Genomic DNA, 13728 nt, shown 5'->3' on the forward strand with positions numbered 1-13728 from the left:
TACGCTTAGGCTTCGCTCAGGGCTGGTAGGTCCAGGCGCCGTTGACCAGGCGGACGATCACCAGCGCGCGCTCGTCCACGCCGTGGTAGGCGCCGGCCTTGAAGTTGTAGACCGCGTGCACGCCCGAGAGCTCCTTGGTGTTGAGGATCTCGTCGCGCATGGCCTTGCGGAATTCGACGGTGCCGGGTTTGGCGGTCTTCAGCGCACGAGCGGCGGCGGTCGTGAAGATCATCCAGCCGTCGAAGGAATAGGCCGAGAAGCCGTCCGTGGTCGGGACGTTGTTGGCCTTCAGGAAGGCGGCACGGAATTCGAGCGCAAGCTTCTTGGCGAAATGGCTGTCGGGAAGCTGCTCGGCCACGATGACCGGGCCGGCGGAGACCTGAATGCCTTCCGCGGATTTGCCGCCGACGCGCACGAAATCGGGATTGACCAGCGCAACCGTGCCGTAGGTCTTGCCCTTGAAGCCACGCTCGCCGAGCGCGAGCAGCGGCAGCGCGCCCTGCGTACCCGATCCGCCGATCAGCACGGCATCCGGACGCACCGCGAGAACTTTAAGGATCTGGCCCGTGACTGACGTATCGACGCGCGCGTAGCGCTCATTGGTCAGCACCTTGATGCCGTCCTCGGCTTCGACAGCCTTGGCGCCGTTGTAGACGAGATCGCCCCAGGCATCGGAGAAGCCGATATAGCCGATATTCTTCATGGCATCGCGCTTCATGCGATCGGCGACGACCTTGACCAGCAGCGAGGCGGGCTGCGGAACGGAGATGCCCCACTGGTCGGCCGGGTTGGGCTGTCCGATCACCGGGGAGACGGCGATCATCGGCACCTTCAGTTCGGTCGCGACCGCCATCATCGCGATGGTCGAAGGTGCCGTTGCGGTGCCGATCAGGAGATCGACCTTTTCTTCCTCAATGAGCTTGCGCGCGTTGCGGGTGGCGGCAGAGGGATCGGAGCCGTCGTCGAGCTGGATCAGCTTGATCTTCTCGCCGTTGACCTCGCTCTTGTATTCCATGGCCGCCTGGATGCCGCGCCCATACGGGATTCCGATCGAGGCGCCGGGTCCACTGAGCGACGTCACGAATCCGATCGTGATGTCGGCCTGTGCGGTCGAGGCCGCGACGAGGCCGCCGATGAGTGCAGTCAAACTCAACATCTTGCGCATTGCATTCCCCTTGGTTGAAATCAGCCGCGACCTGAGCGAGATGTCAGCATGGATCGAGGTCGGACCAGCACGATCGATGCCGTGATTGTCGTCGAAGCCCGGCGCAGGCATGATCCCCGCGTCGGCATGGGAGTTGTGAAATGAGCGTCACCAGAACCGGTTCCAATGTCGAGCGCCGCTTCGTCACGACGCCTCTCGGTCGCATTCACGTCGCCATGGCGGGAACCGGTTTTCCTGTTCTCCTGCTGCATCAGACGCCGCGCTCGTGGGACGAGTATCGCGATGTGCTGCCGCTGCTCGGCCGCGATTTCCGCGCGATCGCGATGGACACGCTCGGCTTCGGGGATTCCGCTTCGCCCGCCGGCGACCCGTCGATTGAGCTGTGGGCCGAGGGCGCGTTCGCGCTGCTCGATGCGCTGGAAGAACCGCGCGCCGCGATCGTCGGCCATCATACCGGCGCGGTGATCGCGATCGAAATGGCTGCCTCGGTGCCAGCGCGCGTCAGCGCCTTGGTGCTCTCGGCGTGTCCTTTCGTCGATGCGGCGCGCCGGGCCAAACACCACGGCACGCGCGTCATCGACGATGTGGAAGCACGTACCGACGGCGCCCATCTCACTGAGCTCTGGGCGCGCCGGCAACCGTTCTACCCCGCTGATGATATCGATCTGCTGCAGCGCTTCGTGGTCGACGCCCTGCGGGCCGGCGAGATGGCGGCGGAAGGGCACCGGGTGGTGAATCGCTATCGGATGGAAGACCGTCTGGGGCAGATCCACTGTCCCACGCTGGTCATTGCTCCGACGGGCGATCCGCACGTTCATCCGGTGGCTCCGAAGGTCGCTGGAGCTATCGAAGGCAGCATCTTGCGCGAGCTTTCAGGAGGCATGGTGCCGCTTCCCGATCAGATGCCGGAGGCTTTCGCTGGCCTCGTCCGCGATTTCGTTGCCGCCCAGACGGCCAAGATTCAGACGGCCAAGACCTGAAGTGGATCCTGAAACGACCGGACCGGCCGCGGCGAATGCGAACCCGCCCGCAGCACTGGCCATCCCGAGGTCAATGATCTCAGCCACGATTGAAGAGCCTTTATCAACGCAACTATCAAGGCGACGTGCGTCTGCACGGCGCTCACTCCCTGTCAATTGTTTAAAGCCTAAAGTATTTCTCGGCCGCAGGTCAATACGCCAGATTCGCGCTCCGCGGAAAAAGTTTGCCGCAGCGCGTGCGGCCGCGAGAGCTGAATTCGCTTATGCAAAAGGGTAAGGCGCTATCTGCCTGTCCTTTCGGCAAACCGATCCAGTCGTGCACAGCATGCGCCGGCGCGCGGTTCAATTGACGCCAAAATTATTTTGTGGTTGAAATATTTCGGTCGATGGGACGGCGTCACGCTACAACGCGCCTCCGCAACGACAGGCTTGTGCGTGTCGTCACCCCTCCGTGACCGCGGAGGTTCGAGGCTCGGCACGGTTCGCCTGTGAAACAGGATATTGCTGTGCGCATCTTCTGGCAGAGCTTCGTCGACCAGGCTACGAGCGCGCCCTACATGGCACGGCTTGCGGCCTATCTGAACGATATCGCGGCGCCCGGCACCAGCGTCCACGTCGAGGGCATCACGCCCGCCGACCGCGACTTCGGTCGCTTGAGCGAATTTCGTTGCGCGATCCAGGCGGTCGACAACGGGCTCGCGGCGCAGGAGAACGGCTTCGACGCCTATGTCATGGGTCACTTCCAGGATCCAGGATTGTACGAACTGCGCTCGGCGCTCACGATTCCGGTGGTCGGCGCTGGCGAGGCCACGCTGCTCGCGGCCTCGCAGCTTGGGCGGCGGCTCGGCCTTGTCACGCTCGATTCAGCCTTCGAGGTCTGGCATTACGAACAGGCCGATCGTTACGGGCTTTCCGGCCGCGTGGTGCATGTCACCGGGATGGGTTGCCGTCCGGAGGATTTCAGCGCGGCGTTCGCTGGCGACGCGGCGGCGAGGGCGCGCATGCTGGCCGACTTCGCTGCCTGCGCGCAGCCGCTGGTCGATCGCGGCGCCGATGTCATCATTCCGGCAGGCGTGTTGCCCGGCCTCCTGATTGCGAGCGAGCATGGCTTCAAGATAGGTCATGCGCCCGTGGTGAACTGCGCAGCGGTTGCGCTCAAGAGCGCCGAGATGTGGGTGCAGTTGCAGCGCCTCAACGGCACCGAGCCGAGCCGGGGGCCGAGCTTCGCGCTGGCCAATGATCGCGCCCGCCAGGATTTCCGCGCCACCGTGGCGCGCTCGCAAGCCGACAAACCAAAGACCTCTTGAGGGCAAGACATGCTGCAGCCAGACAAGATTCTGTATGAAGCCGAAGTAACCGCGACCGGCGGGCGCGACGGCAAGGCCGCGAGCGACGACGGGCTTCTGTCGGTGTCGCTGTCGGTACCGAAATCACTGGGCGGGCCGGGTGGACCGGGAACCAATCCGGAGCAGCTTTTCGCCGCCGGTTATGCCGCGTGCTTCCTCGGCGCGGTAAAACTCGTCGCGCGCACGCGCAAGATCACGCCGTCGGCGGAGCCGACCGTTGCCGCCAAGGTCGGCATGGGGCCGGTCGCGGTTGGCTACGCGCTCACCGTCGAGCTCAAGGTACTGTTGCCCGGGCTGGAGAAATCCGTCGCCGAGGAAGTCGTTGCCGGCGCCCACGAGCGTTGCCCTTATTCCAACGCAACGCGCGGCAATATCGACGTCAAGCTGACCGTACTCTAAGCGGCTCACAGGAACCCGGCAGTCCGATGCAGAACTCCATCCGAACACCTTATGATCGGGTCCTGATGGCGGTTCCGGTAACGATTCCCTATACGCGCTACTCGATCGAGAGCGCGCAATGGTGGATCGGCCGCGCGCTGAAATCGCTGGTCGATGGGGCCGGGATCACGCCGCGCGACATCGACGGCTTCTGTGTTTCGAGTTTCACGGCGGGGCTCGATAGCGGGATCAGCCTCACCCAGCACTTCGGACTGTGCGTGCGATGGATCGACACCATTCCGCTCGGGGGCGCGAGCGCGATTGCCGCGCTCCGGAAAGCCGCGCGGGCAGTGCAGGCGGGCGACGCCCGCATCGTGGCGTGCGTGGCGGGTGATACCAACCACGTCGACTCCTTCCGCTACACGCTGGAGAATTTCTCGCGCTTCAATCAGGATGCCGTCTATCCCTATGGCGCCGGTGGCGCCAATGCGAGCTTTGCGCTTATCGCACGCAACTACATGCGGACGTTCGGTGCGCGGCGCGAGGATTTCGGCAAGATCGCGGTGGCCCAGCGCAGCAACGCGCTTCGTAATCCCCATGCCCTGATGAAAGCGCCGCTCACGATCGAGCAATACATGTCGGCGCGCCCGATCGCCGATCCGATCCATCTGTTCGACTGCGTGATGCCGTGCGCGGGCGCGGAGGCCTTCCTGGTGATGAGCGAGGACGTCGCCGCATCCCTGAACCTGCCCGCAGCCAAAATTCTCTCTACGATCGAGCGTCACAATGCGTTCAGCGACGATCCCGTTCAGGTGCGCGGTGGATGGGCGATGGACGTCGACGAGCTCTACGCGATGGCCGGCGTCAAGCCTGACGATCTCGACTTCGTCCAGACCTATGACGATTACCCGGTCATTTCGATGATGCAGTTCGAGGACCTCGGCTTCTGTCGCAAAGGTGAAGGGCCTGACTTCGTGCGGCAGCATGACCTTACGATCGACGGCAGCTTCCCGCACAATACCTCCGGCGGCCAGCTCTCGGTCGGGCAGGCCGGCGCGGGCGGCGCCTATCTTGGGGTGGTCGAGGCATTGCGGCAGGTGCTCGGGCAGGCCGGTCCGACGCAGGTGAGCGATGCGCGCATCGGGTTGGCGTCAGGCTTTGGAATGATCAACTATGATCGCGGCCTCGCCTCGGGCGCGGCGATCCTCGCGGGACCAGGCTCATGATCGAACCGATCGTAAAACCGCGCCGGAAGAATCCGCTGTTGCGGACGCGGTTGCCGACGTCGCCGCCGCGCGCGCGCAGCCGCGCGTCGCACGGCTTTACGCGGGCCGCCGCCGAAGGCCGTTTCATGCTGCAGCGCTGCGGCGGTTGCGGGGCGTTCTGCTATCCGGCGCGTGATGCGTGCCCCGCATGCCTTTCCGCCGATCTTATTTTCACGGACGCGCCGCGGGGCGGCACGCTCTTGAGCGAAACCACGCTGCACGTCCCGGCCGATGTACACTTCCGCGAGCGCGCGCCGTGGCGCGTCGGCCTGGTTGCGATGGAATGCGGGCCGAAACTGGTGACGCACCTGCATGCCGATTGCGAAGAGGGGCAGCCGGTCGTGATGTCGTTTCAATTGGACAAGAGCGGGCAGGCAGTGGCCTTCGCGCACCCCGAACGTGAGACCCCCAACATGACGGATGACAGGCAGTGGCGTGAGATGACCGCCGATCCAAAATTCCGGCGCGTTCTGGTGACGAACGGGCGGAGCATCGTCGGTCAGGAAGTGGTGGCCGGGCTGAAGGCAGCCGGGGCATCGATCGTATTCGTCGGCGTCGCCGAGCCGTGGAAGCCGTTCCGCGGCGAGGATGCGCTGCGCGCGCTGGAGGGCGTCGAGATCGTGCCGCTCGATATCGGCGACGAGAAGTCCGTCGCGGATCTCGCGGCTGATATCGGCGGCAAGGTCGATATCCTCATCAACACTTCCGAGCATGTCCGCGCCGGCGGGCTGCTCGATCGTCAGGGCACCAGCGTCCTGCGCGACGAGATCGACCAGAGCTACCTCGGCTTCGTGCATCTGGCGCAGGCGTTTGGGCCGGCGATGCGGATGCGGGGCTCCGATGGCGTCAACAGCGCAGCTGCCTGGGTCAATATCCTGTCGGTCTATGCGCTGGCGAACTGGCCGGTGTTCGGTGCGTATTCAGCGTCGCAGGCAGCTTGTCTCTCATTGTCGCACTGCCTGCGGGCGGAGCTTCGCCCGGGCGGCGTCAAGGTGGTCAACGTGTTCACAGGGCCGCTCGATATCGAATGGTTCCAGACGGTGCCGCCGCCGAAGGTCGCGCCCCGTGCGGTTGCGAGCGCGATCGTGTCGGCGCTCAAGCGCGGACTGGAAGATGTGTTCGTGGGCGATGTCGCCGAGGACATTCGCCAGCGCCTTGCGGCCAACCCCAAGGCGGTCGAGCGTGAACTCGGGGCGTAGGCGGATTTGCTGGAAACGGGAGAAGCGCAATGGACAGCAATGGTCTCATGCAATTTGCCGGCGCGGTCGCATCCGGCGCGGTGCGCGTCGTCGATCTGACGTTTACGCTCAGCCCGGACTTCCCCGTCATCGTACTGCCGCCGGAATTCGGCCAGGCCGCGCCTGTGCGCATCCAGCAGATTTCGCGCTACGACGCGAGTGGTCCTGCCTGGTACTGGAACAACCTGACCTTCGGCGAGCACACCGGTACGCATTTCGACGCGCCGATCCACTGGTTCACCGGCAAGGATCTGCCGAACAACGCAGTCGACACGCTCCCGGTGCGCGACATGATCGCGCCGGCCTGCGTGATCGATTGCTCGGCGCAAGCTGCAAAGGATGCGGATTTCCTTTTGACGATTCCGGTGGTCGAGGCCTGGGAAAAAAGCCACGGGCGGATTCCGGAACGGCACTGGGTGCTGCTGCGCACCGACTGGTCGAAGAAGGGCTGGCGCGACTACGCTAATCTGAAGGACGACGGCGCGCACACGCCCGGGCCGGATGCCGCCGTGATGCGCTGGCTGGTCGAGGAGCGCGGCATCATCGGCCTTGGCACCGAGACGATCGGGACCGATGCCGGCCAGGCCGGTCATCTCGAGCCGCCTTATCCGGCGCACCATTTTCTTCACGGTGGCGGGCGTTACGGCCTGCAATGCCTGTGCAATCTCGATCAGCTCCCGCCGACCGGTGCTGTGATCGTGGCCGCGCCGCTCAAGATCCAGAACGGCTCCGGCAGTCCGCTGCGTGTCCTTGCGCTGGTACCCGGGCAGGGTTGAGCCCATTCGTCCACATCGAGTGAGATCATGAAAAACAACAAGACTCTGTTGATCAGCGCCGCGCTTCTGCTCGGCGCTATGGCACCGGCGCGTGCCGACATCCTCGTCGGTTTCGTCACCGGCCTGAGCGGACCGGTGTCCTCGATCGGCGTGCCGAACGCCAAAGGATTGGCCGCGGGCCAGACCTATATCGGCGAGGTCGATGGCGAAAAAGTTCGCGTCATCCAGCTCGACGACGGCTCTGACCCGGCCGCTTCGACGCGCATCGCCCGCAAGCTGGTCGAACAGGAGAAGGTCGACTTCCTGATCGGCACGTCCGGCGCACCGCAGACGCTGGCGATGGCCACGGCTGCGATCGAGATGAAGGTCCCGATGGTGGCGGTCTCGCCGATCGCGCCGGTGCCTGCCGGGGAGGGCGGGCCGTGGGTGGTGCAAACGCCACAGCCGATGCCGCTCCTCGTTCAGGGCATCGTCGATCACATGAAGAGCCGCGGCGTGAAGACCGTCGCCTTTATCGGCTTCTCCGACGCTCTCGGCGATCTGTTCTATAACGCCCTGCTGCAAACTGCTGAAGCGGCCAATATCAAGGTCGTCGCGAATGAGCGCTATGCGCGTTCCGACAACTCAGTCACCGCGCAGGTGCTGCGTGCGGTCTCGGCGCGGCCCGACGCGATCATGCTGGGTGGCACCGGGACGCCGGGCGCGCTGCCGGTGATCACGTTGTCCGAGCGTGGCTACAAGGGACCGCTCTACGGCAACAATGGGATGATCAGCGCCGACTTGCTGCGGCTTGCCGGCAAATCGGCCGAGGGCATCATCTGTCCGACCGGGCCGATAACGGCAGCCGAGCAGCTTCCCGAGAGCAATCCGATCCGCAAGGTCGGGCTGGCGTTCCGCGCCGCCTATGAGAAGGCCAATGGCGAGGCGCCGACCGATGGGTTTTCGCCCTATGCCTTCGATGGCTGGCTGGTGTTCATGGATGCCGCCAAGCGCGCCAAGGCGACGGGTGCGGTGCCCGGCACGCCGGCATTCCGCAACGCGCTGCGCGAAGCGCTGTTCACGACCAAGGAAGTCGTGGGTACACATGGCGTTTACACCTATACGCCGGCCGATCGTCACGGCGTGGACAGCCGCTCACGTATTCTGGTCCAGATCGAAAACGGCAAGTACAAGCTGCTGCCGTGACGGCGGCAGGCCCGCGGCTCAGGCGTGGCGCAGCCTGGCCTTGAGCGCGCGCATGTCGATCGCGCGCTTGTCATTGACGGAAGCCGCCGCGAGCGTCTTGATCTCGCCCCGGGCGAGCTTGCGCGTCGACGATAGCGGCAGTTCGTCGACGAAAGCGATATAGCCGGGCACCTTGTGATAGGCGAGGCGCTCGGCGCAGGTCTTGACGATCGAGGCCGCGAGCGCATCTGCGTCGTCGATCTCAGCATTCGGCACGATGAAAGCAAAGACCTCTTCGCCGCGGATGTCGTCGGGAACGGGCGTCACCGCGCAGCCGCCGATACGCGCGTCCATGTAAAGCGCGCTTTCGACCTCGAGCACGCCGATGTTCTCGCCACTGCGCCGCACGATGGTCTTCTTGCGATCGAAGAAATACATCAGCCCGTCTTCGTCGGCGAAGACGAGGTCTCCGGTATGGAACCAGCCGTCCTGCCACGCGGCTTCGGTGGCTTCCTCGTCCTTTAGATAGCCGCTGAAGAATCCGGCCCTGATATCATCGCCCTTGGCGCGGACCAGCAATTCGCCGGGTTTTCCAGGCGCGACATCGGCGCCCTGATCGTCAACAAGGCGATACTCCATGCCTTCAGATGGCCGGCCGACGCAGCGCGCGCCAAAGCCTGCCGGTTCGCGCGACGTGGTCGTGGCCGCCGCGCCGCCGGTCTCGGTCATCGCCCAGGCCTCGACGATCGGGATGCGATAGCGTTCCTCGAAGGTGGCGCGGTGGCGGACATCGACGCCGGGCGCAAAGGCGAAACGCACGCGGTGCTGCCGTTCCACCTCGGTCACCGGCAGTTGCAGCAGAATGGCGGGGATGACGCCGAGACAATGCACGACGGTTGCGCCGCTATCGGCCACGCATTGCCACCATCGGTTGGCGTGAAATCGGTCGAGCGGCACCACGGCGCCGCCGAGCACCATCATGCCGACCGCGCTGCAGCCGAGCGCGTTCATGTGAAACATCGGCAGCGGCGTCAGGTTGATCTCGCGGTCCGGCTGCAGCTCGGCGACGCCGCCCTGTGCGAGGTACCAGTCGGCGACCTGCAGGAAATAGCGGTTCGAGAGCATGCAGCCTTTTGGCTTGCCGGTGCTGCCTGAAGTAAACAGCAGCGCGCATTCGGCGTTGAACTCGGCATCCTGCGCGACGACGTCCGTCCGGCATGGGGGAATGCGGCTGTCGGTATCGATCAGGCGGGCGCGCCCGAGTGCCGCCCCCTTCGTCACCTGCATGCGATCCGGCGTCGCCACCAGCAGGTCGGCCTGTGACAGCTCTAGCTGAAAGGACAATTCGTCGGGCCGGACGTCCGGGTTGATCGGAACGATCGAAACCCCGAGCGCATTGAGAGCGAGCCAATGCAGGAAGAAGACCGGGCGATTTTCAAGCAGCAAGGCAACCCGCGCCCCGCGTCCGTAGCCGGCAGCCGCGTATTCGGCGCGCAGCCGATCTACTTCGGTCTTGAACGCGCCGTATTCGATCTTGAATCCTTCCGGCGCGTAGGGCAGTCCCGCGCTTGCAGGCGCCAGCAGGAATGGCGCGTCCGGCCGCCTTGCGGCCGTGGCTGCGAAGGCATCGGATGGCGATCGATACGTGTCGAGGCTCATTGTGGACGTCGCTCCTGTTCGTGCCTCCAGCCGCCGAAACGGATGGCCGCCGGAACCCGCGTGCTGCCCCTTGCTGCGGCGGCAGCTTTCGTGAATAGTTTAAGCCTAAACTATCTCGTCGGCCAAGAGCGATCTATCGCAGACCAGCCCGGCGAAACCTTTGGGAGGCGCGTGTGCAGGCAGGTGAGAGCAGCGCGGCCAGGCAGCGGCAGGGTACGCCGATCTGGTCGCAGGCGGTCGAGCGCTTCCCGCCGGCGGACCGGGTTCTCTCAACCATTCTGACGCGGCAGGCCGCGCAATACCGCGACCGCACGCTGTTTGTCTTCGGCGAAACACGATGGAGCTATGCCGAGACGGCTGCGATCGCCGCCGCATCCGCGGCCCGCCTGATGCGCGCCGGAATTCAGGCCGACGACCGTGTCGCGCTGATGTGTTCGAATCGGCCGGAATTTCTGGAAGTCTATCTTGGCTGTGCCTGGATGGGCGCCGTGACCGTGCCGATCAACACCGCGCTGCGCGGCATCCAGCTCAGCCACATCCTGCGCAATTCCACGCCGAAACTGCTGGTGATCGAGCAAGGCTTCATGCCGGCGATCGAAACGCTGGAGCCTGACGTCGCGCCGCCGGATCTTGTCTGGACGATTGGAGAAGGCGCCGCGCTTCCGGCCATATCAGGATCGATCACGCCGCTGCCCGCGCTCGGCGAGGGGGCATCGCCCGCGCCGGTGCAGCCGGACGACACGGTCGCGATCCTCTATACGTCGGGCACCACGGGGCCTTCAAAAGGCGTCTGCTGCCCGCAGGCACAGATGTTTTGGTGGGGCGTCTACTCGGCGCGCGCGCTCGGCATCCGCGAGGGCGACGTGCTGTTCACGACGCTGCCGCTGTTCCACACCAATGCGCTGAATGCGTTCTATCAGGCGGTGCTGAACGGCTGCACCTACGCGCTGGAGCCGAAATTCTCCGCCTCCGGTTTCTGGGCCGCGGCGCGACGGCATCAGGCAACCGTCGGCTATCTCCTCGGCGCGATGGCCGTGATGCTGCTGGCGCAGCCAAAATCCGCCGACGACACCGCGCATTTCCTGCGGGTCGCGCTCGGCGGCGGCGTCCCCGGTCAGTTTCACGGTCCGTTTCTCGAACGTTTTGGCGTGCCGCTGCTCGACGGCTACGGCTCGACCGAAACGAATTTCGTGTTCGCGGGCACGATCCCGTCCGATCGCCCCGGCACGATGGGCCATCTCGTCGAGGGCGTGGAGGCCTGCATCGTCGATCCCCTCGACGGGCCTCTCCCTGACGGTGAGGCCGGTGAGTTGCTGCTGCGCTCGCGCGAGCCGCTCGCATTCTCGACGGGCTATTTCGGAATGCCGGACAAGACGGCCGAAGCGTGGCGAAATTTCTGGTTTCACACCGGCGACCGCGTCGTGCGCGATGCGGATGGCCATTACCGCTTCGTCGACCGGATGAAGGATTCCATCCGCCGGCGCGGCGAAAATGTTTCATCCTGGGAGGTCGAGCAGGTGCTGCTGAAGCATCCGGCGATCGCTGCCTGCGCCGTCTATCCGCTGCCGTCCGAACTCGGCGAGGACGAGCTTGCGGCGGCCGTTCAGCTCGAACCCGGCCATGCACTGGAGCCGATCGATGTCGTCAGGCATTGCGAGGGCAAGATGGCCTATTTCGCCGTTCCGCGGTTTGTCCGGATCGTCGCCGAAATGCCGCTCACCGAGAACGGCAAGATCCGAAAGGTCGCGCTGCGCGAGGCCGGGAGGACTCCCGATACGTGGGACCGCGATGCCGCAGGATACAGACTGCGCCGCTAGCCTTGCGGCGCGCGCGATCAAGCGCGGGCCTGCTCCGTCGCGCGCTTCACGGCGTTCTTCAGGTCGTCGAGCTCCTTGACCAATCCGTCAAGCCGCCCTTTCGGAACCTCGGCCAACAGCGAAGCCAGCCAGAGGCCGTGCTTCTTCGCCATCCGCCTGAACGCCTTCCTGCCCGCGGACGTCATGCAGACGATCTGCACGCGGCGGTCGAGCGGCGACGGCGACCGCGTGATGAAGCCGTCTTCGACCAGGCGATCCACGATCGGGGTCAGATTCCCGGCCGTGACCATCAACCGCTTTGGCAGCTCGCCCAGCACCAGCCCGACAGGCTCGCGATCGAGCTGCGCCAGCACGTCAAAGCGCGGCATCGTGAAGTCGAACTCTTCGCGGAACTGACGGCGAAGCTCGGCACCGATCAAGGACGTACAGGCAAGCAGGCGAAGCCATACCCTGACCTGGGCGCGGTTGTCCGTGTCGTCCTCGGCCATGTTCTCTTCGTCGATCAGCGCGATCTCCTTGCCGGCCATCAAATCCATGTCTCCCACGTTCCCTGTGCAGCCGAGCGGATCGGCACAAAGGCTCTGAAATGAACGTGTAAATCCTTTGGGACCAAATCAAGTGCCTGGCCCGAACGATCCCGGTTCGGTTGCCTGCAGCACCCACGACCGTAGTAGAGGATATCGTGGCGAAGCAAGCGGGGCGGGCCTCCGCCACGCTGGAAACCGCTTAAATTTCTGAAAAGGCGCCTGTGCGCCTCGACACGGAATCGCCGATTGAGGGGCGTGGCACGGCGTCCGGAGACTTCAATGCTCGACTCTGCGCGCCGGCCCGGCTATAAAATAATGCTTTAGGCCTAAACTAAATGAGCCCACCGCATGGCCCGTTTTGAATCCCTGACATTCTCCGAGTTGCAGAGCGGCGTCTGGCGCACGCGCCTGCGGGTACGCTTCGGCTCGTGCGATCCGGCCGGAATCGTCTACACGCCGGAATATCTCAATTTGTTCAACGGCGTGATCGAGGACTGGTACGGCGATGCGCTGGGACTGCCCTATCATGAACTGGTCGGAACACGGCGGACCGGCCTCGGCTATGCGCACGTCTCGGCGGATTTCGCCAAGCCCAGCAGCATGGGCGACGTGCTCGACGTCGCCGTCATCGTGCGCGACATCGGACGCACCTCGATGAAGCTCACGGTTCACGCGTTCAAGGATGGCACCGAGTGCGTCCGCGCCACCTTCGTAACCGTGACGACCTCGCTGGTGGATCACAAATCGATTGCGTTGCCGGATGACATGCGTCTCGCGTTGAAGAATTACCAGGCGCGTTGCGAGGAGCCGGCCAGCCCTGCCTCAACAAGCCTCAGATACGGACCGAGCAGCCTGCCGGCGTGATGGCGGTCCCCCAAGCTGAACGCCCGGAGCGCATACCGACTACGAGGGGCCGCTGAACACGACACAGACGGGGCATCCGATTGCCCGACCGCATCTGTCCGAGAGCGCCAGGCGAGCGACCCTTTTGCGCGTGGCTGATTTTCTATTACTTCCTATCTGTTTGTGGATGGGAAGTAGCCAAGCTCCCCCATTGGCTTGTCCCCCCTGTCCTGAAGGAGCCCCCAAATGCGCGTATTGGCTTGCACGATTCTGACGATCGGAACGATGCTGGTCGCGGCGCCCGCGCGCGCCCAGACCTATGATCCAAGCTTCCCGGTTTGCCTGCAAACCTACGGCATTGACGGCAACTACATCGACTGCAGCTTTACTTCGCTGGCGCAGTGCGCCGCGTCCGCGTCGGGCCGCGCGGCGCAATGCCTGAACAACCCTTATTTCGCGCACGGCGACAGGAAACCCTACCGGCAACGCAACGTTTACTAGAGGCTGCTGCATCGGCTTGCGTCAGAGGCGCCATGCTCAACTTTGCCCACGTCATCGCTTCTACGTATA

13 protein-coding genes are annotated in these 13728 nt (G+C 64.6%); 10 read left to right on the top strand and 3 right to left on the bottom strand.

Going from position 1 to position 13728, the window contains the following annotated elements; translation table 11 throughout:
• Positions 1-16 precede the first annotated feature (16 nt).
• Positions 17-1165 carry an ABC transporter substrate-binding protein gene (locus V1294_RS09325; RefSeq protein ID WP_108520542.1) on the bottom strand — a complete coding sequence of 383 codons (1149 nt, stop codon included), beginning with the start codon at positions 1163-1165 and terminating at the stop codon, positions 17-19.
• A gap of 140 nt (positions 1166-1305) precedes the next feature.
• Here V1294_RS09325 and V1294_RS09330 point away from each other — a divergent pair, with 140 nt between their 5' ends.
• The 7 genes from V1294_RS09330 to V1294_RS09360 all read left to right on the top strand — a co-directional run bounded on the left by V1294_RS09330 (position 1306) and on the right by V1294_RS09360 (position 8333).
• Positions 1306-2145: an alpha/beta fold hydrolase gene (locus V1294_RS09330; RefSeq protein WP_334477323.1), complete on the top strand. Its 840-nt coding sequence runs from the start codon at positions 1306-1308 to the stop codon at positions 2143-2145.
• 506 nt (positions 2146-2651) lie between these two features.
• Positions 2652-3452 (top strand): aspartate/glutamate racemase family protein, encoded by an 801-nt coding sequence (locus tag V1294_RS09335; RefSeq protein ID WP_334496543.1) that lies wholly within the window; start codon positions 2652-2654, stop codon positions 3450-3452.
• A 9-nt stretch (positions 3453-3461) separates the two neighbouring features.
• Positions 3462-3890, top strand: a complete 429-nt coding sequence (locus V1294_RS09340) for an organic hydroperoxide resistance protein (protein WP_334496545.1) — start codon at positions 3462-3464, stop codon at positions 3888-3890.
• A gap of 26 nt (positions 3891-3916) precedes the next feature.
• Complete coding sequence (locus V1294_RS09345; RefSeq protein WP_334496547.1) at positions 3917-5095, top strand: thiolase family protein; 1179 nt, start codon at positions 3917-3919, stop codon at positions 5093-5095.
• Positions 5092-6333, top strand: a complete 1242-nt coding sequence (locus V1294_RS09350) for an SDR family NAD(P)-dependent oxidoreductase (protein ID WP_334496549.1) — start codon at positions 5092-5094, stop codon at positions 6331-6333. Before V1294_RS09345 ends, V1294_RS09350 begins: the two co-directional genes overlap by 4 nt.
• A gap of 29 nt (positions 6334-6362) precedes the next feature.
• On the top strand, positions 6363-7148 hold the full coding sequence (locus V1294_RS09355) for a cyclase family protein (protein ID WP_334496551.1): 786 nt from the start codon (positions 6363-6365) through the stop codon (positions 7146-7148).
• Positions 7149-7175: 27 nt separating this feature from the next.
• The gene (locus V1294_RS09360; protein ID WP_334477332.1) at positions 7176-8333 is read left to right on the top strand and encodes an ABC transporter substrate-binding protein; all 1158 of its coding nucleotides are present in this window, start codon (positions 7176-7178) and stop codon (positions 8331-8333) included.
• 18 nt (positions 8334-8351) lie between these two features.
• Here V1294_RS09360 and V1294_RS09365 read toward each other — a convergent pair whose 3' ends face one another.
• Positions 8352-9971, bottom strand: a complete 1620-nt coding sequence (locus V1294_RS09365; RefSeq protein WP_334496553.1) for an AMP-binding protein — start codon at positions 9969-9971, stop codon at positions 8352-8354.
• 173 nt (positions 9972-10144) lie between these two features.
• Between V1294_RS09365 and V1294_RS09370 the strand changes: the two genes are divergently transcribed.
• Entirely contained in the window at positions 10145-11788 is a 1644-nt protein-coding gene (locus V1294_RS09370) for an ATP-dependent acyl-CoA ligase (RefSeq protein WP_334496555.1), read from the top strand.
• Positions 11789-11805: 17 nt separating this feature from the next.
• On the opposite strand, the gene V1294_RS09375 is transcribed toward V1294_RS09370, so the two are convergent.
• Positions 11806-12324 carry a MarR family winged helix-turn-helix transcriptional regulator gene (locus V1294_RS09375; protein WP_334496557.1) on the bottom strand — a complete coding sequence of 173 codons (519 nt, stop codon included), beginning with the start codon at positions 12322-12324 and terminating at the stop codon, positions 11806-11808.
• Positions 12325-12663: 339 nt separating this feature from the next.
• Here V1294_RS09375 and V1294_RS09380 point away from each other — a divergent pair, with 339 nt between their 5' ends.
• Positions 12664-13179, top strand: coding sequence for an acyl-CoA thioesterase (locus tag V1294_RS09380; RefSeq protein WP_334496559.1), 516 nt, complete (start codon positions 12664-12666; stop codon positions 13177-13179).
• A gap of 225 nt (positions 13180-13404) precedes the next feature.
• Positions 13405-13659, top strand: coding sequence for a DUF3551 domain-containing protein (locus V1294_RS09385; protein WP_334477342.1), 255 nt, complete (start codon positions 13405-13407; stop codon positions 13657-13659).
• The last annotated feature ends 69 nt before the right edge of the window (positions 13660-13728 follow it).

Origin of the sequence: Bradyrhizobium sp. AZCC 1678, from assembly GCF_036924765.1 — a bacterium.
Classification (GTDB): domain Bacteria; phylum Pseudomonadota; class Alphaproteobacteria; order Rhizobiales; family Xanthobacteraceae; genus Bradyrhizobium; species Bradyrhizobium algeriense.

Excerpts from the sequence above, each read along its gene's own strand:
- V1294_RS09350 (WP_334496549.1), top strand. The coding sequence starts at position 5,092 with ATGATCGAACCGATCGTAAAACCGCGCCGGAAGAATCCGCTGTTGCGG.
- V1294_RS09345 (WP_334496547.1), top strand. The coding sequence starts at position 3,917 with ATGCAGAACTCCATCCGAACACCTTATGATCGGGTCCTGATGGCGGTT.
- V1294_RS09360 (WP_334477332.1), top strand. The coding sequence starts at position 7,176 with ATGAAAAACAACAAGACTCTGTTGATCAGCGCCGCGCTTCTGCTCGGC.
- V1294_RS09325 (WP_108520542.1), bottom strand. The coding sequence starts at position 1,165 with ATGCGCAAGATGTTGAGTTTGACTGCACTCATCGGCGGCCTCGTCGCG.
- V1294_RS09330 (WP_334477323.1), top strand. The coding sequence starts at position 1,306 with ATGAGCGTCACCAGAACCGGTTCCAATGTCGAGCGCCGCTTCGTCACG.
- V1294_RS09375 (WP_334496557.1), bottom strand. The coding sequence starts at position 12,324 with ATGGATTTGATGGCCGGCAAGGAGATCGCGCTGATCGACGAAGAGAAC.
- V1294_RS09365 (WP_334496553.1), bottom strand. The coding sequence starts at position 9,971 with ATGAGCCTCGACACGTATCGATCGCCATCCGATGCCTTCGCAGCCACG.
- V1294_RS09340 (WP_334496545.1), top strand. The coding sequence starts at position 3,462 with ATGCTGCAGCCAGACAAGATTCTGTATGAAGCCGAAGTAACCGCGACC.
- V1294_RS09355 (WP_334496551.1), top strand. The coding sequence starts at position 6,363 with ATGGACAGCAATGGTCTCATGCAATTTGCCGGCGCGGTCGCATCCGGC.
- V1294_RS09380 (WP_334496559.1), top strand. The coding sequence starts at position 12,664 with ATGGCCCGTTTTGAATCCCTGACATTCTCCGAGTTGCAGAGCGGCGTC.
- V1294_RS09385 (WP_334477342.1), top strand. The coding sequence starts at position 13,405 with ATGCGCGTATTGGCTTGCACGATTCTGACGATCGGAACGATGCTGGTC.